17 protein-coding genes are annotated in these 20,904 nt (G+C 71.4%); 9 read left to right on the top strand and 8 right to left on the bottom strand.

Annotated elements, in window-relative coordinates; genetic code table 11:
- Positions 1–93: 93 nt before the first annotated feature.
- Complete coding sequence (locus tag ACQPWW_RS07125; protein ID WP_433134182.1) at positions 94–1,032, top strand: endonuclease/exonuclease/phosphatase family protein; 939 nt, start codon at positions 94–96, stop codon at positions 1,030–1,032.
- Between the two features lie 78 nt (positions 1,033–1,110).
- Here ACQPWW_RS07125 and cimA read toward each other — a convergent pair whose 3' ends face one another.
- Positions 1,111–2,694, bottom strand: coding sequence for a citramalate synthase (gene cimA / locus ACQPWW_RS07120; RefSeq protein WP_433130343.1), 1,584 nt, complete (start codon positions 2,692–2,694; stop codon positions 1,111–1,113).
- Positions 2,695–3,031: 337 nt separating this feature from the next.
- On the opposite strand from cimA, the gene ACQPWW_RS07115 reads away from it, so the two are divergent.
- The 4 genes from ACQPWW_RS07115 (at position 3,032) to ACQPWW_RS07100 (ending at position 5,539) form a co-directional block, all read left to right on the top strand.
- A complete protein-coding gene (locus tag ACQPWW_RS07115; RefSeq protein ID WP_433130341.1) occupies positions 3,032–3,592 on the top strand; it encodes a peroxiredoxin in 561 nt (186 codons plus the stop codon).
- Positions 3,593–3,594: 2 nt separating this feature from the next.
- Positions 3,595–4,125, top strand: coding sequence for a carboxymuconolactone decarboxylase family protein (locus ACQPWW_RS07110; protein ID WP_433130339.1), 531 nt, complete (start codon positions 3,595–3,597; stop codon positions 4,123–4,125).
- A 144-nt stretch (positions 4,126–4,269) separates the two neighbouring features.
- The gene (locus ACQPWW_RS07105; protein WP_433130337.1) at positions 4,270–4,728 is read left to right on the top strand and encodes a PRC-barrel domain containing protein; all 459 of its coding nucleotides are present in this window, start codon (positions 4,270–4,272) and stop codon (positions 4,726–4,728) included.
- Between the two features lie 49 nt (positions 4,729–4,777).
- Positions 4,778–5,539, top strand: coding sequence for a tyrosine-protein phosphatase (locus ACQPWW_RS07100; RefSeq protein ID WP_433130335.1), 762 nt, complete (start codon positions 4,778–4,780; stop codon positions 5,537–5,539).
- Between the two features lie 67 nt (positions 5,540–5,606).
- Here the strand turns inward: ACQPWW_RS07100 and ACQPWW_RS07095 are convergent, their stop codons facing one another.
- Positions 5,607–6,704, bottom strand: a complete 1,098-nt coding sequence (locus ACQPWW_RS07095) for a branched-chain amino acid aminotransferase (RefSeq protein WP_433130333.1) — start codon at positions 6,702–6,704, stop codon at positions 5,607–5,609.
- A gap of 162 nt (positions 6,705–6,866) precedes the next feature.
- On the bottom strand, positions 6,867–7,898 hold the full coding sequence (locus ACQPWW_RS07090; protein ID WP_433130331.1) for a 3-isopropylmalate dehydrogenase: 1,032 nt from the start codon (positions 7,896–7,898) through the stop codon (positions 6,867–6,869).
- A 226-nt stretch (positions 7,899–8,124) separates the two neighbouring features.
- Here ACQPWW_RS07090 and ACQPWW_RS07085 point away from each other — a divergent pair, with 226 nt between their 5' ends.
- Positions 8,125–8,967, top strand: a complete 843-nt coding sequence (locus tag ACQPWW_RS07085) for an FAD:protein FMN transferase (RefSeq protein ID WP_433130329.1) — start codon at positions 8,125–8,127, stop codon at positions 8,965–8,967.
- A 300-nt stretch (positions 8,968–9,267) separates the two neighbouring features.
- Positions 9,268–9,624 (top strand): hypothetical protein, encoded by a 357-nt coding sequence (locus ACQPWW_RS07080; protein ID WP_433130327.1) that lies wholly within the window; start codon positions 9,268–9,270, stop codon positions 9,622–9,624.
- A gap of 75 nt (positions 9,625–9,699) precedes the next feature.
- Here the strand turns inward: ACQPWW_RS07080 and serA are convergent, their stop codons facing one another.
- The 5 genes from serA to ACQPWW_RS07055 form a co-directional block, all read right to left on the bottom strand.
- Positions 9,700–11,298 carry a phosphoglycerate dehydrogenase gene (serA, locus tag ACQPWW_RS07075; RefSeq protein WP_433130325.1) on the bottom strand — a complete coding sequence of 533 codons (1,599 nt, stop codon included), beginning with the start codon at positions 11,296–11,298 and terminating at the stop codon, positions 9,700–9,702.
- 557 nt (positions 11,299–11,855) lie between these two features.
- Positions 11,856–12,869: a ketol-acid reductoisomerase gene (gene ilvC / locus ACQPWW_RS07070; protein WP_357804626.1), complete on the bottom strand. Its 1,014-nt coding sequence runs from the start codon at positions 12,867–12,869 to the stop codon at positions 11,856–11,858.
- 91 nt (positions 12,870–12,960) lie between these two features.
- A complete protein-coding gene (ilvN, locus tag ACQPWW_RS07065; protein WP_124815780.1) occupies positions 12,961–13,476 on the bottom strand; it encodes an acetolactate synthase small subunit in 516 nt (171 codons plus the stop codon).
- A gap of 1 nt (position 13,477) precedes the next feature.
- Positions 13,478–15,361, bottom strand: a complete 1,884-nt coding sequence (locus ACQPWW_RS07060; RefSeq protein WP_433130322.1) for an acetolactate synthase large subunit — start codon at positions 15,359–15,361, stop codon at positions 13,478–13,480.
- Between the two features lie 188 nt (positions 15,362–15,549).
- Positions 15,550–17,922 carry a putative bifunctional diguanylate cyclase/phosphodiesterase gene (locus ACQPWW_RS07055; protein WP_433130320.1) on the bottom strand — a complete coding sequence of 791 codons (2,373 nt, stop codon included), beginning with the start codon at positions 17,920–17,922 and terminating at the stop codon, positions 15,550–15,552.
- A gap of 111 nt (positions 17,923–18,033) precedes the next feature.
- On the opposite strand from ACQPWW_RS07055, the gene ilvD reads away from it, so the two are divergent.
- Together ilvD and ACQPWW_RS07045 are read left to right on the top strand one after the other, a co-directional pair.
- Positions 18,034–19,881, top strand: a complete 1,848-nt coding sequence (gene ilvD / locus ACQPWW_RS07050; protein ID WP_433130318.1) for a dihydroxy-acid dehydratase — start codon at positions 18,034–18,036, stop codon at positions 19,879–19,881.
- Between the two features lie 179 nt (positions 19,882–20,060).
- Positions 20,061–20,903, top strand: coding sequence for a hypothetical protein (locus ACQPWW_RS07045; protein WP_433130316.1), 843 nt, complete (start codon positions 20,061–20,063; stop codon positions 20,901–20,903).
- Position 20,904 lies beyond the last annotated feature (1 nt).

Below are 20,904 nucleotides of genomic sequence, written 5' to 3'. Positions count from 1 at the left end.
GGCGTACCCGCTAGGATCACCGTCATGATCGTCGACGGGCCGCCCACGCCCGCGCCCCCGGCGCGGTGGTACCGCGGCGCCCGGCTCGGCACGCTGCTCTGCTGGCTGACTGTCGCACCGACCGCCCTCTGGGCCGCCGTCCGGCTGCTCGGCCTGGACCGGGGTCCGCTGGTGCAGGCGCTCGCCTTCACGCCGTACGTCGCGGGCCTCAGCCTGCTGCCAGTGGTCCTCGCACTCGCCCTGCGGCGCTGGTGGCCGGCGGCGGTCGCGGCGGTGACCGCTGTGGCGTTGCTCGGCGTCGTCGCGCCTCGGGCGCTGGCCGCCCCGCAGCCCGCGGCGGCCGGGCCGACCGTGCGGCTGCTCACCGCCAACCTGCTCGCCGGCTCCGGGGACGCGCGGACGCTTGTCGAGCTGGTCCGGCGGCACGAGGTGGACGTGCTCACCGTGCAGGAGTTCACACCGGAGGCGCAGGCCGCCCTGGACCGGGCCGGCCTCGACCGGCTGCTGCCGCACCGGCAGCTCAACCCGCAGATCGGCACTCCCGGCTCCGGGCTCTACTCGCGGTGGCCGCTCACCGACGTCGGCCTCCGGCACAACCTCGACGGCTGGGGCTTCACCCAGGCGTACGCGACGGTGGCCATCCCCGGCGCACCCCCGGTACGGGTCGAGTCGGCCCACCCCTCGGCCCCGTACGCGGTGGACCAGGTCGGCTTCTGGCGTGCCGACCTGACCGCCCAACCGCCGGCCACCCCGGACGGTGGCCTACAGATCCTGGCCGGGGACTTCAACGCCACTCTCGACCACAGCCCGCTGCGCGCCCTGCTGCGCACCGGTTACGTCGACGCCGCCGACGCCGCCGGCGAGGGCCTGACCGGCACCTGGGGCCCGTACGACGGTGACCTCATCCCGCCGGTCACCATCGACCACGTGCTTGTCGACCGGCGCGTCGCGGTCCGGTCGGTGCGGGTGCTCGCCCTGCCCGGCAGCGACCACCGCCCGGTCCTGGCGACGCTGACCCTGCCCACCCCCTGACGATCCCGCGCCCGCCGACCGGATCCCGCGCCGCGCACCGGCGGCCCGCAGCGCCGGATCGTCAGGGCCGGGGAAGGGTCAGACCGAGGCGGGGGCCAGACCGTAGGTGAGGGCGTCGATCAGCGCGTGCCAACTGGCCTCGACCACGTTGGGGTGGACGCCGACAGTCGTCCAGTCGCGGCCGGTGCCGTCGGCGGTCTCCAGCAGCACCCGGGTCACCGCGCCGGTGCCGTGGCTGCCCTCCAGGATGCGCACCTTGTAGTCGGCCAACTCGAAGCCGCGCAGCTGCGGGTAGTGCCGGGCCAGCCCCACCCGCAGCGCCTCGTCGAGCGCGTTTACCGGGCCGTTGCCCTCGGCGGTGGCGATCACCCGCTCCCCGCGTACCCGGATCTTGACGGTCGCCTCGGAGACCACCGAACCGTCCTCGCGGTGTTCGACAAGCACCCGGTACGACTCCAACGTGAACGGTCGAGCCGGGCCGCCCTCCGGCAACTCGGAGCGGACCAGCAGCTCGAAGGAGGCGTCCGCGGCCTCGAAGGACCAGCCGCCGGCCTCCAACTCCTTGACCCGCTTGGTGACCCGGGTCAGCGCCTCCGGACTGCCGGCCAGGTCCAGACCGAGCTCACGACTCTTCAGCTCGACACTGGCCCGGCCGGCCATCTCGGTCACCAGGATCCGCATGTCGTTGCCCACCACCGACGGGTCCACGTGGTTGTAGAGCAACGGGTCGACCTTGATCGCGCTCGCGTGCAGCCCCGCCTTGTGGGCGAAGGCGGCGGCCCCGGCGTACGCCTGGTGGGTGTCGGGGGCGATGTTGGCGATCTCGGCGATGGCGTGCGAGACCCGCACCATCTGCGCCAGGCAGCCCTCCGGTAGGACCGGCATGCCCAACTTGAGTTGAAGGTTGGCGACGACCGCGAAGATGTCGGCGTTGCCGGGGCGTTCGCCGTACCCGTTGGCGGTGCCCTGGACGTGACGGACGCCCGCCTCCACGGCGGCGATGGTGTTCGCCACGGCGCAGGAGGTGTCGTTCTGGGCGTGCATGCCGAGCAGACCGGCGTCGATCCCCAGCTTGTCGGTCAGATCAGCGATCACGGCGGTCACCTGGGACGGCAGCATGCCGCCGTTGGTGTCGCAGAGCACCATCCGCTCGGCGCCGGCGGCCAACGCGGTCTGCACCACTGCCGCGCCGTACGCGGGGTCGTGCCGGTAGCCGTCGAAGAAGTGTTCGCCGTCGACGAAGACCCGGCGACCCTCCCGGACGAGATGGCTGACGGTGTCGTGGATCATCGCCAGGTTCTCCGCGCCGGTGGTCCGCAGCGCCCGCTCGACGTGCCGGGTGTCGGCCTTGGCGACAAGCGCCACCGCCGGGGTCTGCGCGTCCAGCAGGGCGCGCACCTGGGGGTCGTCGGCGACCGCGACACCGGCCTTGCGGGTGGAGCCGAACGCGACGAGCACGGCGTGCCGCAGGTCCAACTCGGTACGCGCTCGGCGGAAGAACTCGGTGTCCTTGGGCACCGCGCCCGGCCAGCCGCCCTCGATGAAGCCGACGCCGAACTCGTCGAGCAGCCGGGCCACCGCCAGCTTGTCGATCACCGAGTAGGTGAGCCCCTCGCGCTGGGCGCCGTCGCGCAAGGTCGTGTCGTAGACCTGGAACGTCATCAGGATCCTTTCTCGGAGCAACAAAAAGACCTCCCGCGGGTGCGGGAGGTCTGCGCGCTCGGCGGAGGGGAGAGCCGGCGCGCTAGGTCGCAATAATCAGGACGGTGCTGGTCACGATCGCCACTCTGCCACCCCCTCCCGAATGTGGGAAGCACAATCCACATGTCGGGACCACTACGGAGGGTGTTCCGAGCCGGGTCGCCGTGCGTTCCGGCCCGGACCGGCCGCCGGTGATCGGCTTCACACGCTTCCAGGCCGCCCACCGGCCACAACAGCGATGCGGAAGTATCTGGAACGGATCCAGTTACGGCCACCGTGCCGCCCAAAAGGAGGACCTGTGCTCACTGTCGGTGACCGCTTCCCTGAGTACGAACTCACCGCCTGCGTGTCTCTGGACGCCAACAAGGCGTTCGAGACGATCAACCACAAGTCCCACGAGGGCAAGTGGCGGGTGGTCTTCTTCTGGCCGAAGGACTTCACCTTCATCTGCCCGACGGAGATCGCGGAGTTCGGTCGACTCAACGGCGAGTTCGCCGACCGGGACGCACAGGTCCTCGGGGCGTCAGTGGACAACGAGTTCGTCCACTACGCGTGGCGCAAGGACCACCCGGACCTTCGGGAGCTGCCGTTCCCGATGCTCAGCGACATCAAGCGCGAGCTGTCCGCCGCCTGCGGCGTGCTCGGCGAGGACGGCGTGGCCCAGCGGGCGACCTTCATCGTCGACCCGAACAACGAGATCCAGTTCGCCATGGTCACCGCCGGCTCGGTCGGCCGCAACGTCTCCGAGGTGCTGCGGGTGCTCGACGCGCTGCAGACCGACGAGCTGTGCCCGTGCAACTGGAACAAGGGCGGCGACACCCTCGACGCCAACGCCCTCCTCGCCGACGCCGGGGTCTGAGCATGGGTCTGGACGCGGTCAAGGCGGCTCTGCCCGAGTACGCCAAGGACATCAGGCTCAATCTGGGCTCCACGGTCGGCGCCTCGACGCTGACGCCGGTGCAGACCTGGGGCACCGCGCTGGCCTGCGCGGTCGCCGCCCGCAACCCGACGGTGCTGCGGGAGATCGCGGCCGAGGCCCTCGGGCACCTCGGTGCGGAGGGTGTCGAGGCGGCCAAGGGCGCCGCCGCGATCATGGCGATGAACAACATCTACTACCGGGCCAAGCACCTCATCGGCGACGAGCAGTACGCCTCGATGCCGGCCCGCCTGCGGATGCAGATCATCGCGCGCCCCGGTGTGGACAAGGGTGACTTCGAGCTCTGGTGCCTCGCCGTGTCGGCCGTCACCGGCTGCGGTGTCTGCCTGGAGTCGCACGAGAAGACGCTGCGGGCCAGCGGCTTCACCCGTGAGCAGGTGCACGAGGCACTGCGGATCTCCGCCGTGGTGCACGCCGCGGCGGTCACCCTGGACGCCGAGGCCGCCCTGGCCTGAGCAGGTATACGCCCCGACGGGCCGACGCCGCACCTCGCGGCGTCGGCCGCTCGTCGTTTCCGGCCCCTGCCGGCCGGGTAGCTCCTGCGGGGACGACGAACCCGCCTACGCCGAGACGATCGGCGACAGTCAGGAGTGAACGGCATGGACAGGATCGATCCGCACGCCACGCACGCCGGGCCGGACCCACTGCGCGGCGGTGACCAGGGCGTCGTGCCCGGGGGCGCGCCAGCCGGCACGTTCGACCCCTGGCGCTACCGGGACCAGGCCGGGGTGGCCGACGCCGACCTGGTCGGCTACAAGGTCGAGGCCAGCGACGGTGGAATCGGCAAGATCGACAGTGCCAGCCACGAGGTGGACGGCAGCTACCTGGTGGTCGACACGGGCCCCTGGGTTTTCGGCAAGAAGGTGATGCTGCCGGCCGGCACCGTCAACCAGGTCGACCACGACCAGCGCACCGTCTCCGTCGACCGCACGCGGGACCAGATCAAGGCCGCCCCGGAGTACGACGAGAGCAGCCACAGCGACCCGAGCTACCGGGATCAGCTGGGCGGCTACTACGACGAGACGTACGGCGCCCTCCCGCCGGGCACGGCTCGGTGACTGTTCGACCCGACGGCCGGTGGGGTGTGGCCCCACCGGCCGTTACCGTATGAGCGTGGACGCCATCGACGACAATCTCCAGACCTCGCTGCCCGCCACCTTCAACTTCCGCGACGTCGGTGGCTGCCTCGGCCACGGCGACCGGCCCGTACGCCGGGGCCGGCTCTTCCGTTCCGACTCGCTGCACCGCCTCACCGAGCAGGACCACGACGCGTTCGCCGCGATCGGGATCCGCACCGTCATCGACCTGCGCCGCCCGAGCGAGGTGCAGCGGGACGGCCGGGTGCCGGCATACCAGGGGCTGACCTACCGCAACATCCACCCGGAGCACGACGACTGGTCGGGCGTGCCGCACGAGGAGGGCGCCAGCCTGGCCCGTTACCTCGCGGACCGGTACGCCGACCTGGCCCAGACCGGCACCGCCGGGCTGGCCGAGGCGGTCGGGCTGATCGCCGACTCCGCCAACGCCCCGGTGGTGGTGCACTGCGTCGCCGGCAAGGACCGCACCGGCATCGTCTGTGCGCTGACCCTCGCCGTGCTCGGCGTCGACGACGCGGACATCACGGCGGACTACGCGCTCAGCACCGAGGCGTCGGCTCGGTACAGCGCCTGGCTGGCCGCCATCAACCCGGAGGGCGTGGACGTGCCGGCGCCGTTCCTGGCCTCGCCCGCCGAGGCGATGCAACTCTTCCTCGACGAGCTGCGCGAGGGGCACGGCTCGATCGAGGCGTACCTGCGGCAGGCCGGGGTGACCGACGAACAGCTCGCCGCCCTCCGCGACCACCTGCTCGACGAGCCCACCGAGGCGTAGCCCGCCGAACCGCAGCCGACGACCGCGCCGGCCCGTCCGGGTGGACGGGCCGGCGCGGCGACGGAGGTCAGAAGACCCGCTGCACCCAGCCGTGCGGATCGGCCGCCTTGCCCCGCTGGATGTCGACCAACTGCTCACGCAGAGCCATGGTGACCCGGCCGGGCTCGCCGCCACCGATCAGGAACTCGCCGTCCGGGAAGCGGACCCCGCCGATCGGGGTGACCACCGCGGCGGTGCCACAGGCGAACACCTCCCGGAGTCGACCGCTTGCCGCGTCGGCCTGCCAGTCGGCGAAGCTGACCGGCCGCTCCTCGACCCGGTGGCCGGCGGCACCGGCCAGCGTGAGAACGGCGTCGCGGGTGATGCCCGCCAGGATCGTCCCGGTCAACGGTGGGGTGACCACAGTGTCGTCGTCGTAGACGAAGAAGACGTTCATGCCGCCCAACTCGTCGACGAACCGGCGCTCCACCGCGTCCAGGAAGACGACCTGGTCGCAGCCGGCCTCGATGGCCTCCGCCTGGGCCGCCAGCGAGGTCGCGTAGTTACCGCCGCACTTGGCCGCGCCGGTGCCGCCGGGAGCCGCCCGGGTGTAGTCCGGCGAGACCCAGACGGTGACCGGCTTGACCCCACCGGTGAAGTACGCGCCGACCGGTGAGGCGATCACCATGTAGAGGTACTCGTTGGCCGGGCGGACGCCGAGGAAGACCTCGCTGGCGAACATGAACGGTCGCAGGTAGAGGCTGCCGTGCTCGTCGGTGGGGATCCAATCCCGGTCGATCTCGATGAGCTTGTGCAACGAGTCGACGAACACCTCGGGCGGCAGCACCGGCATCGCCATCCGCTGCGCCGACGTGACGAAGCGGGCGGCGTTGGCGTCCGGCCGGAACATCGTCACGCCACCGTCGGCCGTCCGGTACGCCTTGAGCCCCTCGAAGATCTCCTGCGCGTAGTGCAGCACCGCGCTGGCCGGGTCCATCGGGATCGGGGCGCGCGCCTCGACCCGGGCGTCGTACCAGCCCTTGCCGTCGGCGTAACGGACCGTGACCATGTGGTCGGTGAAGACGCGGCCGAACCCCGGGTTGGCCAGCAGAGCGGCCCGGTCGGCGGCGGATACCGGTGCGGGATTCGGACGGATCTCGAAGTCGAGCTTGTCACCACCGCTCATCGCGCTGACCTCCCTGCGGGACAACGGCATGCGGAATCGCACACCGACTTGGCTGTGCCAGAAACTTACCCCGAACGGTCGTTCAGCGGGTAGCGCCGCTCGGGCGAAACGGTCCGCCGGGCCGAGCCGAGGCTGGGCCGGTCGCTGGTGGGGCCGGGGTGGTCAGGCTACGGCGTGGGCGGCGAGCCGGTCGCCGACCTCTTCGGTACGCAGCGTCACTCCCGGAGTACGACTGGCCAGCTCGGCGGCGACTGCCGCGTTGACCCGGGCCGCGGACTCGCTGTGGCCGAGCTGCTCCAGCAGCAGCGCAGCGGAGAGAACGGCGGCGACCGGGTCGGCGATGCCCCGCCCGGCGATGTCCGGCGCCGAGCCGTGTACCGGCTCGAACATCGAGGGGTACGCCCCCTCGGGGTTGATGCAGCCGCTGGCGGCCAGGCCGATCCCACCGGTGACGGCGGCGGCGATGTCGGTGAGGATGTCGCCGAAGAGGTTGTCGGTGACCACCACGTCGTAGCGCTGCGGCTGGGTGACCAGGAACATCGCGGCGGCGTCGACGTGCTGGTACTCGGTGGCGATGTCCGGGTGCTCGGCGGCGACCGCGTCGAAGGTGCGCGACCACAGCGACCCGGCGTGGGTGAGCACGTTGGTCTTGTGCACCAGGGTGACCTTGCGCCGTTCCCGGCGGGCGGCGCGCGCGAACGCGTCCCGGATCACCCGCTCCACACCGTGCCGGGTGTTCAGGCTCTCCTCCGTGGCGACCTCGGCGGGGGTGTCCCGGTGCAGCGAACCACCGGCCCCGGCGTAGAGGCCCTCGGTGCCCTCGCGGACCACCACGAGGTCGACCTCGCCCGGCTTCACACTGCCCAGCGGGCCGGCGACCCCGGGCCAGAGCCGGGACGGGCGCAGGTTGACGTACTGGTCGAACGCGAACCGCAGCTTGAGCAGCAGCCCTCGCTCCAGCACACCCGGCGGAACCGTCGGGTCGCCGACCGCGCCGAGCAGGATCGCGTCGTGTCCGGCCAACTCGGTGAGCACCGAGTCGGGGAGCACCTCTCCGGTACGGTGCCAGCGGGCCGCGCCGAGGTCGTACTCGGTGGCCTGCACGCCGGGCAGCACCGCGTCGAGGACCTTGCGGGCCTGCGCGACCACCTCGGGCCCGATGCCGTCTCCGGCCACCACCGCGATCCGCGCCACGACCGCACTCCTCTGCTCAACGGTTCCGTCCGGGCAACGGTACGTCGCCGTCCCGCCTCCCGGTACGCGCGTCCAGCATTTGGGATAACCCAATGCACAGCAGCCTCTCAGCTGGAACTCATGAGGCGGTCATCTCCGCTGCCTACGGTGGGGGTCAGCGGGCCGCGGCGGCCTGCTGACCACTGGGTCGCGACGACGCGGCACGGAGCGCGAGGGGGCAGATGCGATGCGCATCGACGAGCAGCCGCGGACCCGCTGGCCGGACCCGTCGGCGTTCCGCAACCGTCGGCCGGACCTTCGACTCGGCAGCCGCCGGCACCGGATCGACCGAAGCGGCGCCACCGAGGGCCGCATCTCGGTGCAGCACACCGTACGCACCGCGACCGCCGAGTACACCCTTCTCCTCAACGCCCCCGAGTGGCTCGGCCGCCGAGGCGTGGGCGAGGCGTTGCGGGACAGCGTCGCGGAACTGCGCGCCATCGACCTCACCTACGGCCCCAACCAGCCCGGGAGCCTGGTCTCCCGGCTGCGTCGCGGTGAGATCAGCCCCGACTCGTACGCCCCGCTGGCCGACCTGGTGGACCGCTGCGCTGCCATGCGCGCGGCCACCGACGGGTGGTTCGACGCCTGGGCGGTGCCCGGCGGTTTCGACCCGGGCGGCCTGCTCGGTGGCTGGGCTGTGGAACGGGCCGCCGAGCGGCTCCGGGCCGCCGGCATCCACGACTACGCCGTACTCGCAGGAGCCGACCTCGTCGTCCGCGGCCACGCGCCGCACGGCGGGCCCTGGCGGGTCGCGGTGCACCACCCCACCGCACCCGAGCGCGCACCACTGGTGCTGGAGATGACCGCCGGCGCGGTCGGCACCTCCGGGGTGACCGGGCGGCGGGGGCACGTGGTGGACCCGCACACCGGCGAACCGGCCGACCAACTCGTCGCCGCCACCGTCGTGGGCCCCGATCTCGCGATCGCCGACGCCTACGCCACAGCGCTCTACGCCGCCGGCCCGACCGGCCTGGCGTGGTTCCGGGGCAACTCCCACTATCGGGCGCTCTTCGCTCATCGACGGTGAGCTTTGCGATCGGCCCCCACGCTCTCGGCAACGACCGTGGGGGCCGATCAGCGACGAGTGCGCGTGGCTCGCACAATCGAGGGGTGCGGACCGGTCGCGCCGGATGCCGACCGCGCCACCCGAAGACGGGCCGGCGCCTCGAACTCGGCCAGTGACCGCAGTACGTACGCTAGCGAATCGACGCAACTCGACGCAAGAGTCTCTACACCGGACCGTCCTGACGGGGGTCGCCATGCCCAATGGTTGACCGTTGGCGAGGCAGTTTCGACATGGTGAACGGCGGATGGCACGCTATCCGCCGTGAGTTTCGATCTGAGCGTGTGGGCCCTGGAGGACGGGGCGACGCCCGAGGACGTGCGGACAGCGGTCGACGGTTGCCGGCAGGGGCGACACGTGGACCGTTACCCGGACCCGCGGGTGGTCGGCTTCTACCGGGCGATCACCGCCTCCTATCCGGACCGTCACCCCGGCGCGAACAGCCCGTGGGCGGTGGCACCACTGCACGCCGCCCACGACCATGTCGAGCTGAACCTGCATCCGACCTGCGCGGACCAGGTGCTGCTGGACATCGAGCGGCTGGCCGGCGAGCACGGGCTGATGCTCTTCGACCCGCAGGACGGCTCGGTCTACCCGCCCCCGGCGCGACTGCACGGCTGACCCGACCGGCGGCACGGACGGGAAATGACGAGGGGCCCGGCGCATCGCCAGGCCCCCCACGGTGTTTGTCGGCTGCTACTCGTCGCGCAGGTCGGCGGCGCTGGCCGCGGTGGCGCCGATCGACTCGGCGGCCGAGGTGAGCAGGTCGGCGCCGAGCGCCTGGTCGACGGTGAGCGTCATCAGCGTCTCGCCGCCCGCCTCCCGCCGAGCCACCTGCATGGCGGCGATGTTGATGCCCGACTCGCCGAGCAGGGTGCCGACAGTGCCGACGACACCGGGACGGTCGGCGTAGCGCAGGAAGAGCAGGATGCCCTCCGCGCCGATCTCCACGTCGAAGCCGTCCACCTCGGTCAGCTTGAGCACGTCGCGGGCGCCCGAGTGGGTGACAGTGCCGGAGACACTTACCGTCCGGCCGTCCGGCAGCGCGCCACGTACGGTGACCAGGGTGGGCTGCTCGGCCGTCTCGGCCAGGGTCGCCAGGTTGACCTCGACGCCCCGCTCCGCGGCCAGGTGCGGCGCGTTGACGTAGGTGACCTGCTCCTCGACGACCGAGCTGAAGAGGCCCTTCGTCGCGGCGAGCTTGAGCACCGACACGTCGTGCGCGACGATCTCGCCGCGAACCTCGACGGTGACGCTCGCGGCGACGCCGCCGGCGACCGCGGTGAACGCCCGACCGAGCTTCTCGGCCAGCGGCAGCAGCGGCCGCACGTCCTCGGCGACCACGCCGCCGGCCTGCACGTTGACCGCGTCCGGCACGAACTCGCCCTGCAACGCGAGCTTGACGCTCTTCGCCACGGCGAGACCGGCCTTGTCCTGCGCCTCGTTGGTGGAGGCGCCCAGGTGCGGGGTGGCCACCACGTTGTCGAAGGCGAACAGCGGCGAGGAGGTGCACGGCTCCTTGCTGTACACGTCGACACCGGCACCGGCGACCCGGCCCTCGGCGATGGCGTTCGCGAGCGCCTGCTCGTCGACGAGGCCACCACGGGCGGCGTTGACGATGCGAACGCCGGGCTTGACGATCGCCAGCTCCTTCTCCCCGATCAGGCCCACCGTCTCCGGCGTCTTCGGCAGGTGGATGGAGATGAAGTCGCTCTCCCGCAGCAGCTCCTCCAGCCCGACCAGGCGGACGCCGAGCTGCGCCGCACGGGCCGGCTGGATGTACGGGTCGTACGCGATCAGCCGGGTGCCGAACGCGGCGATGCGCTGCGCGAAGAGCACCCCGATGCGACCGAGCCCGACCACGCCGACGGTCTTGCCCTGCACCTCGACGCCCGTGTACTTCGACCGCTTCCACTCCCCCGCCTTGAGCGCGGCACTGGCGCTGGCGGTGTTGCGCGCGACGGCGAGCAACAGCGCGACGGCCTGCTCGGCGGCGGAGACGATGTTGGAGGTGGGCGCGTTCACGACCATCACGCCCCGCGCGGTGGCGGCCGCCACCTCGACGTTGTCCAGCCCGACGCCCGCCCGGGCAACCACCTTGAGTCGCGGCGCGGCGGCGACCGCCTCCGCGTCGATCTGGGTCGCGCTGCGCACGATGACGGCGTCGGCCTCGGAGAGCGCCGAGAGCAGGGCCGGACGGTCGGTGCCGTCGACGTGCCGGACGTCGAAGTCGTGGGCGAGCACCTCGATGGCGGCGGGGGCGAGTTCTTCGGCGATCAGTACGACAGGATTCATCGGTCCTCGTAGAGGTCGTGTTTACGATCGGCGCGGGCGGCCGGGCGCCGCACTGCGCCCTGCGCTGATCCGTGCCGTGGCCGTCAGGTGCCGGCTGCTGCACCTACCCGCGATCGTAGGGGCCTGGCTGGGCGGCGTGTTCCGGTCTGCGGGGTGAGGGCCCTCACACGCCCGGTCGAACGACGGACATCGGCCGTTCACCGCACCGACACGGTTGCTCCCGTCCACCACCACCGGAGGCACAGCCCTCCGGAAGGAACCGCCCTTGTTGCTCGCCGTGCGCATCACGCTGCTGCGACAGCTGACCCGCATCGATCTCGCGCGGTCGGTCCGACGCTGGCCGAGGCGTTTGTCACCCGGTCCCAACAGGTGAAAATCCGGCGCAGCTTCCTGCGCCGACGCACCACCGCCGCGAACGAGGCGGTAGTGCCCTACCGGCGGCTCGTCCGCGACCAGCGGAGCACTGCGGCCGACGGCCGGTGACCCGCGCCGGGGAGAGCGCTGGGTCACCGGCCGTCGGTGGACCGTCCGCCGTTCGGGACGGCGGGCAGGATGCGTCAGGCGGTCTCGGTGATCGGGCGGTCCACCCAGCTCATCATGCCGCGCAGCTTCTTGCCGGTCTCCTCGATCGGGTGCGCCGCGCCCTCGGCCTGCCACTTGGTGAAGTTGGGCCGACCGGCCTCGTCCTCGGCGACCCACTCGCGGGCGAACTCGCCGGACTGGATCTCGCCCAGGATCTTGCGCATCTCGTCCTTGACCCGGGAGTCGATGATGCGCGAGCCACGGGAGAGGTCGCCGTACTCGGCGGTGTCGGAGATGCTGTAGCGCATCTTCGCGATGCCGCCCTCGTACATGAGGTCGACGATCAGCTTCAGCTCGTGCAGGCACTCGAAGTAGGCGACCTCCGGGGCGTAGCCCGCCTCGGTGAGCACCTCGAAACCGGTCTGCACAAGCGCCGAGGCGCCGCCGCAGAGCACCGCCTGCTCGCCGAAGAGGTCGGTCTCGGTCTCCTCGGTGAAGGTGGTCTTGATCGCGCCGGCGCGGGTGCCGCCGATCCCCTTGGCGTACGCGAGGGCGAGGGCGAAGGCCGTGCCGCTGGCGTCCTGCTCGACGGCGACGAGACAGGGCACGCCCTTGCCGTCGGCGTACTGGCGGCGGACCAGGTGGCCCGGGCCCTTCGGCGCGACCATCGCCACGTCCACCTCGGCCGGCGGCTTGATCAGGCCGTACCGGATGTTGAAGCCGTGGCCGAAGAAGATGGCCTTGCCCGGGGTCAGGTGCGGGGCGATCGACTCGGTGTAGATGGAGCGCTGGGCGGTGTCCGGCGCGAGCACCATGATCACGTCGGCCTCGGCGGCGGCCTGCGCCGGCGTGACCACCCGAAGGCCCTGATCCTCGGCCTTGGGGCGGCTCTTCGAGCCCTCCGGCAGACCGATCACCACGTCGACGCCGGAGTCACGCAGCGACAGCGCGTGGGCGTGGCCCTGGCTGCCGTAGCCGATGACCGCGACCTTCTTCGCCTGGATCAGGCCGAGGTCGGCATCGTCGTCGTAGTACACCTCAACGCTCATGAGAACTTCCCTTTCGTACGACGGCCGGGGCGGCCCGTCGTGGTCTGTGCGGATGGGTTCGGGACGGCCCGGCCGGGCCGACCGGTGGCGGTCAGGCGGCCCGCAGCGCTGGCCCGGCGGTGATCGAACGCGATCCGCGCCCGATCGCCACCAGCCCGGACTGGACCATTTCCTTGATGCCGAAGGATTCAAGATCACGGAGCAGGGCGTCGAGCTTGTCCGGGGTGCCGGTGGCCTCGATGGTCAGCGTGTCCGGTGCGACGTCGACCACCCGGGCGCGGAACAGGTTGACGGTCTCCAGCACCTGGGACCGGGCGGACCGGTCGGCGCGGACCTTCACCAGCAGCAACTCCCGGGCGACCGAGACCTGCGGGTCCAGCTCAACGATCTTGAGCACGTTGACCAGCTTGTTGAGCTGCTTGGTGACCTGCTCCAACGGAGACGACTCGGCGTTGACCACGATGGTGATCCGGGAGACGTCCGGGTTCTCGGTCTCACCCACGGCGAGACTGTCGATGTTGAACCCGCGCCGCGAGAACAGGCCGGAGACCCGGGCCAGCACGCCGGGCTTGTTCTCCACGAGCACCGAAAGCGTGTGCATAGTCATGTCAGATGTCATCCTCGTCGAAGACCGGGCGGACGCCGCGGGCGAACATGATCTCGTCGTTGCTGGTGCCGGCGGCGACCATCGGCCAGACCATCGCGTCCTTGCCGACCACGAAGTCGATCACGACCGGAGCATCGTTGATCTCCATGGCGGCGGCGATGGTCTTGTCCACGTCGTCGGCGTTCTCGCAGCGCAACCCGATACAGCCCAGCGCCTCGGCGAGCTTGACGAAATCCGGGATGCGGTGCTTGTGGGTGCCGAGGTCGGTGTTGGAGTACCGCTCGTTGTAGAACAGTGTCTGCCACTGCCGGACCATGCCCAGATTGCCGTTGTTGATCACGGCGATCTTGACCGGGATGCCCTCCAACGCGCAGGTGGCCAACTCCTGGTTGGTCATCTGGAAGCAGCCGTCACCGTCCACCGCCCAGACCACGGTGTCCGGCTTGCCGACCTTGGCGCCCATCGCCGCCGGCACCGCGTAACCCATCGTGCCGAGACCGCCGGAATTCAACCAGGTGTACGGCTTCTCGTAGGAGATGAACTGGGACGCCCACATCTGGTGCTGCCCCACCCCCGCCACGAAGATCGCGTCCGGACCGACGATCTCGCCCAGTCGCTTGATCACGTACTGCGGGGAGAGCGTGCCGTCCGCCGGCTCGTCGTAGCCCAGCGGGTAGCGGTTGCGCAGGTCGTCCAGCTGGGTCCACCAGTCGCCCAGATCGGTGCCGCGCCCCGCTGACCGTTCGACGGTCACCGCGGCGATCAGCTCGTCGATGACGTGCTTGGCGTCCCCGACGATCGGCACGTCCACGTGCCGGTTCTTGCCGATCTCCGCGGGGTCGATGTCCGCGTGCACCACCGTCGCGTCCGGGGCGAACGAGTCCAGCTTGCCGGTGACCCGGTCGTCGAACCGCGCGCCGAGCGCGATGATCAGATCCGCCTTCTGCAGGCCGTAGACCGCGGCGACAGTGCCGTGCATGCCGGGCATGCCCAGGTGCTGCTGGTGCGAGTCGGGGAACGCGCCGAGCGCCATCAGCGTGGTGACGACCGGGATGCCGGTCAGCTCGGCCAGCCGGCGCAGCCCGTCCGTGGCGCCGGCCTTGAGGACACCGCCGCCGACGTAGAGCACCGGCCGGCGGGCGGCGGCCATCAGCCGCGCCGCCTCCCGGATCTGCTTGCCGTGCGGGTGCAGGGTCGGCCGGTAGCCGGGCAGGTCCAGGGTGGGCGGCCAGACGAAGGTGGTCTGCGCCTGGAGCACGTCCTTGGGGATGTCGACGAGCACCGGGCCGGGCCGACCGCTGCTGGCCAGGTGGAACGCCTCGGCAAGCACCTGCGGGATCTCCTCGGCGTTCTGCACGAGGAAGTTGTGCTTGGTGATCGGCAGGGTGATGCCCTGGATGTCCGCCTCCTGGAAGGCGTCGGTGCCGATCGACGGGCGGGCCACCTGCCCGGTGATCGCGACCATCGCCACCGAATCCATGTACGCGTCCGCGATCGGGGTGACCAGGTTCGTCGCACCCGGGCCGGAGGTGGCCATGCACACGCCGACCTTGCCGGTGGCCTGCGCGTACCCGGTCGCCGCGTGCCCCGCGCCCTGCTCGTGCCGCACCAGGATGTGCCGGACGGACGAGTCGTAGAGCGGGTCGTACGCCGGCAGGATCGCGCCGCCCGGGATGCCGAAGACGACGTCGACGTCGAGCGCCTCAAGGGACCGCACGAGCGAACCGGCACCGGTGACCTGGGCCGGGGCGGAGGACCGTACCGCCGGAACGGCCGGGGTGGCCGCGGGACGTGCGACGGCCGGGTCGGCGTCGACGGTCGGGTCGACTGCCGCACGGGCCCGGCGGGCGGAGTGGGCGAGGGTCTCGGGCGTGGGTCTCGTCATGACGGTTCTGGCCTTCGGCTGGAGTGGCTGGTGGCTAGTCAAGCGATGCGACGCGGGCGGGGCCCGCCTCGCCAGGTTCCGATGGCAATAAAAACGGCCCTCGTGCAGATGCACGGGGCCAGCGCACTCTCGACGGGGGAGAGTGCGCTCAGGTAAGTACTCGCAGCGACCGGTACGACGACATGCGGCTAAGCCTGACGCATCTCACGCGATGAGTCAACTGCTCCCACATGTTGGTCAACGGACGTCGGCGCGTCGCCCTGCGACTCGCCACCGGCAGGCGGGGTGGCCTGCGCGTACCCGCTCGGAACACGGCGTGGCGCGGGCAGCGGCGCGGACCGCGCACCCGGTGAGGTGGCCGCCTCCAGCATCGCCTCCAGGTGCTCGGCCGGCACCCCCCAGCCGAAGAGCGCGCCCTGGCCGAAACGGCAGCCGGCGGCCACCACCGCGGCCAACTCAGTCGGCGTGGTCACCCCCTCGGCGATCACCTCCAGCCCCAGTTGGTGACCCAGTCGCATGACGATGTCGACCATCGGGGCGAACGCCGGACCGTCCTGGCCGACCGGCCGGACCGGCTCGTGCTCGGCCACCAGACTGTGGTCGATCTTCAGGATGTCGATCGGCAGCCGGCGCAACTGCCCCAGCGACGAGTAGCCGGCCCCGAAGTCGTCGAGCGCGATCCGGACACCTGTCAACCGCAGCGCGGTCAGCCGCCGGACCAGCTCGTCCAGGTCGGTGGCGACCGCGTGCTCGGTGACCTCCAGCACCAGCCGCTGCGGCGGCACGTGGTGGGCGCGCAGCGCCTCGGCGACCTGGACCACGTACTCCGGGGCGTGCAGCTCGCGCGGGGAGACGTTCACCGACACCCAGACGTCGTGGCCGTCCGCAAGCCAACGGGAGAGCTGGTAGCAGGCCTGGTGCAGCACCCACGCCCCCAGCGGGGCGATCATGCCGCACTCCTCGGCGAGCGGGATGAACTCGTCCGGACCGACGTTGCCCAGCTCGGGGTGGTGCCAGCGCAGCAGCGCCTCGGCCCCGACCGGCCGCACCGACGGCAGCGACGCCACCGGCTGGAAAGCCAACCGCAGCTCGTCGCGCTCGATGGCGCCGCGCAGCTCGTGCTCCACCGTCGTACGCCGGCGCAGCAGCTGGTCGTACTCGGCGTCGTAGCGTTCGATCCGGTTCTTGCCGCGCTGCTTGGCGTAGCGCAGCGCCAGGTCGGCGTGGCGCAACAGCAGCTCCACGTCCGGCTCGCCGGCCCACCCGGCCACCCCGATGCTCACCGAGAGGAAGACCGGGCCCTCCGGCTCGTCGTACGGCCGGTTGAGCACCCCGAGCAACCGCTCGGCGACGCGGTCCGCCTCGGCCGGGCGGCCCTGCATGAGGACGGCGAACTCGTCGCCGCCCAGCCGGGCGGCCACGTCGCCGGGGCGCAGGTTGCCCCGCAGCCGCCGGCCCACCTCGGCCAGCACGGCGTCACCCACGTCGTGGCCGCGCATGTCGTTGACGTTCTTGAAGCCGTCCAGGTCGAGACCGAGCAGCACGCACGGAGTGCCCGCCGCGGCGCTGTCGTGCAGTGCGCGCAGCAACCCGCGCCGGTTGGCCAACGACGTCAGCGGGTCGGTGTGCGCCAGCTCGCGGAAGTGCGCCTCCCGCTCGACCAGGCGGCCCGCGTACCCCCGGACGTCGCGCAGGGTGAGGTACTGACGTGCCACCAGGGCGAAGCCCTCCACGCTGCCGGCCACGATGCCCGCCGCGGTGAAGCGGCCGTCCTGGGCGAGGTGGTACATCGCCGAGGCGGCCATCGCGACCATCGGGGCGATCGCGTACTCGCCGTCGCGACCGATCAGATCCACCTCGACCTGCCCCGGCCGGTCGGCCCGGTGCACGGCGAGCGCCGCGGTCAGCAGACCGGCGGCGAGCACCGCCGCACCGGTCAACGCCATTGTCGGCCCGGTCTGGCAGAGCCCGGCGCTGAGGCCCATCCCGCCGCAGGTGACCGCGCTGATGCCGACGCCCAGCGTGGCGAGCCGTCGACGGGGGGCGGCGGCCCGGAAGATGACGATCACGACGAGCCCGGCGCCGAGCGCGGCACTGATCGTGACCACCAGGATCGCCGGGCAGGCCGTCGGGGTCGCGGCGCCGAGCAGTCGGGTGGGCTCGGAGAAGAGCACCCAGCCGACGAACCACAGCGCCGCCGCCATGACCAGCCCGTCCAGGGCGAGCCGGGCCGTGCCCGACGCGGCGGCGGCCACCCCCGGCAGCCGGAGGAGACCGGCGGCGAAGGCCAGCCCACTCAGCGCCGTGCCGATCGCCACCGCAGTCGCCCAGCCCGTGCGCTGCCCCTGCTCGTGGGCCCAGTGGTGGTTCGCGTTGAGCGCGGCGACCACCCCGGCCAGCAGGCTGAGCAGGGCGACCCCGGCCGCCGCCGCGAGCAGCACGTGGGCCGGTCGACGTGGCCCGGTGCGACGCCAGGCGACCATGGTCAACAGCGCGGCGGCCACAGCGGCGACGAGCCCGCTGAGCCCCGCGACAGCGACCATGCCCGGGGGGAGTTGCACGCCCTCAAGAGTGCCGGATCGGCGCACGCCGTGGGGGGCTGGGTGTGCAACTGTTGGGACACGGCGCATTCGCGGGAGGGTTGGCGCGGCGACGGTGTCATGCTGGTACGTATGCCTGAGCTGCGGTCGAGGACCTCCACACACGGTCGGACGATGGCCGGCGCCCGGGCCCTCTGGCGGGCCACCGGGATGACCGACGACGATTTCGGTAAGCCGATCGTCGCCATCGCCAACAGTTTCACCCAGTTCGTGCCTGGTCACGTACACCTCAAGGACATGGGTGGCCTGGTCGCCGACGCGGTCGCCGAGGCCGGTGGGGTGGGCCGGGAGTTCAACACCATCGCCGTCGACGACGGCATCGCGATGGGCCACGGCGGCATGCTCTACTCGCTGCCCAGCCGGGAGCTGATCGCCGACGCGGTGGAGTACATGGTCAACGCGCACTGCGCCGACGCCCTGGTCTGCATCTCCAACTGCGACAAGATCACCCCCGGGATGCTGCTGGCCGCGCTGCGGCTCAACATCCCGACCGTCTTCGTCTCCGGCGGCCCGATGGAGGCCGGCAAGACGATGGCGATCGAGGGCGTCGTGCACAGCAAGATCGACCTGATCGACGCGATGATCGCCTCCTCGAACGAGTCGGTCACCGACGAGCAGCTCGGCGAGATCGAACGCTCCGCCTGCCCGACCTGCGGCTCGTGCTCCGGCATGTTCACCGCCAACTCGATGAACTGCCTCACCGAGGCCATCGGGCTGGCGCTGCCCGGCAACGGCTCGACGCTGGCCACCCACGCCGCACGCCGGTCCCTCTTCGTCGAGGCCGGCCGCACCGTCGTGGAGATCTCCAAGCGGTGGTACGACGGCGACGACGACTCGGTGCTGCCCCGCACTGTCGCCTCCAAGGCCGCCTTCGAGAACGCTGTCGCCCTGGACGTGGCGATGGGCGGCTCCACGAACACGGTGCTGCACCTGCTCGCCGCGGCCCGCGAGGCCGAGCTGGACTTCGGCGTCACCGACATCGACGCCATCTCCCGGCGGGTGCCCTGCCTGGCGAAGGTCGCGCCGAACTCGCCGAACTACCACATGGAAGACGTGCACCGGGCCGGCGGCATCCCCGCGATCCTCGGCGAACTGGACCGGGCCGGGCAGCTCAACCGGGACGTGCACGCTGTGCACTCCCCCTCGTTGGCCCAGTGGCTGACCGACTGGGACGTGCGCGGCGGCTCCCCGACCCCGACGGCGGTCGAGCTGTTCCACGCGGCGCCCGGCGGCGTGCGTACCGTCGAGCCGTTCTCCACCACCAACCGGTGGTCGTCGCTGGACACCGACGCGGCCGGCGGCTGCATCCGGGACCGCGAGCACGCCTACTCCGCCGACGGCGGCCTGGCCATCCTGCACGGCAACCTGGCTCCGGACGGCTGCGTGGTGAAGACCGCCGGGGTGCCGGACGACTGCCTGACCTTCCGTGGCCCGGCAAAGGTCTACGAGTCGCAGGACGACGCGGTGACCGCGATCCTCGCCAAGGAGATCGTCGCGGGCGACGTCGTGGTGATCCGGTACGAGGGCCCCCGGGGCGGGCCGGGCATGCAGGAGATGCTCTACCCCACCTCGTTCCTGAAGGGTCGCGGGCTGGGCCGGTCCTGCGCGCTGCTCACCGACGGCCGCTTCTCCGGCGGCACCTCCGGGCTCTCCATCGGCCACGCCTCCCCCGAGGCGGCCTCCGGCGGGCTGATCGCCCTGGTCCGTGAGGGCGACGAGATCGTCATCGACATCCCGGGCCGGTCCATCGAGCTGAACGTGCCGGCCGACGAGTTGGAGGCGCGCCGGGTGGCCGAGGAGAAGCGCGACAAGCCGTACACCCCGGCCAACCGGCAGCGACCGGTGTCGGCGGCGCTGCGCGCGTACGCCTCGATGGCCACCTCGGCCAGCGACGGCGCCTACCGCCGCGTCCCGGAGTAACGCGACACCCGTCGGCGCACAGTCACCACAGGACCGCTGATATCGGGGTATCTCACTGGCGTGGATACCCCGATATCGGCGGTGTCCGCTGCGAAACGCGGTCCCCGAATGTCGGTCGGGTGGGCTAGCGTGTCGTCGGTCAATTCGGGGAAGGCCCCGGATTCCTGCGGGGAAGAGGCGTGTACGTGGCATTTGGCAAGAAGTCCGTGGCGGTGGCGGTCTCGGCGCTCACCGCGCTCGCTGTCTCCGCGTGCGGCACGACGTCCGGCGGATCCGAGTCGCCGAAGCAGCCCAACGTCCTGGAGCTGCTGGCCAGTGACCTGAAGGGGTCGCTGCAGAAGACCGCCGAGGCCACCGACAAGAGTGACTCGGTGACCGTGACGATGACGGGCACGGCGGGCGGCGAGAAGGTCTCGATGAAGGGCGTCCTGGACCTCGGCGACCCGGTCAAGGCCGATATGACGACGACTGACGAGCAGGGCGCCTCGACGATCGTCCGGATGATCGGCGCGGTCATCTACGTCGAGATTCCGGCGGAGGACCGCGCGGAGATGAACGGCAAGCGCTGGATGAAGATGGACCTGAGCGCCGCCGGCAAGCAGGCCGGGATGAACTTCGGCAAGCAGTTCGAGGACATCGACCCGACCAAGCAGGTCAAGACGCTGCTCGCCACCGAGGGCACGAAGGTGGTCGGGCAGGAGACGGTGAACGGGGCGGCCACCGTCCACTACACCGTCACCACGCCGTTGACGACCTACCTCGCGCAGGTCGACGCCAAGCTGCGGGCGGGCGTCGAGGAGCAGATGACCAAGATGGGCGTCAAGGAGATCACCACCGACCTGTGGGTCGACGAGCAGTACCGGCCTCGCCGGGCGGCGCTGAAGATGGGCCCGCTTGGCGACCTGGTGATGGACTACACCGACTACGGCAAGGCGGTGACCATCGAGGCGCCGCCGACGGCGGAGACCCTCGACTTCGCCGAGATGCTCAAGGGTCTGCAGGGCCTGACCGGCAGCAACTGAT

It is taken from the genome of Micromonospora sp. CA-240977 (assembly GCF_050942285.1).
Lineage (GTDB): Bacteria > Actinomycetota > Actinomycetes > Mycobacteriales > Micromonosporaceae > Micromonospora.
Note: the sequence above shows the minus strand (reverse complement) of the source record. Positions and strands in the feature narration are given on the sequence as shown.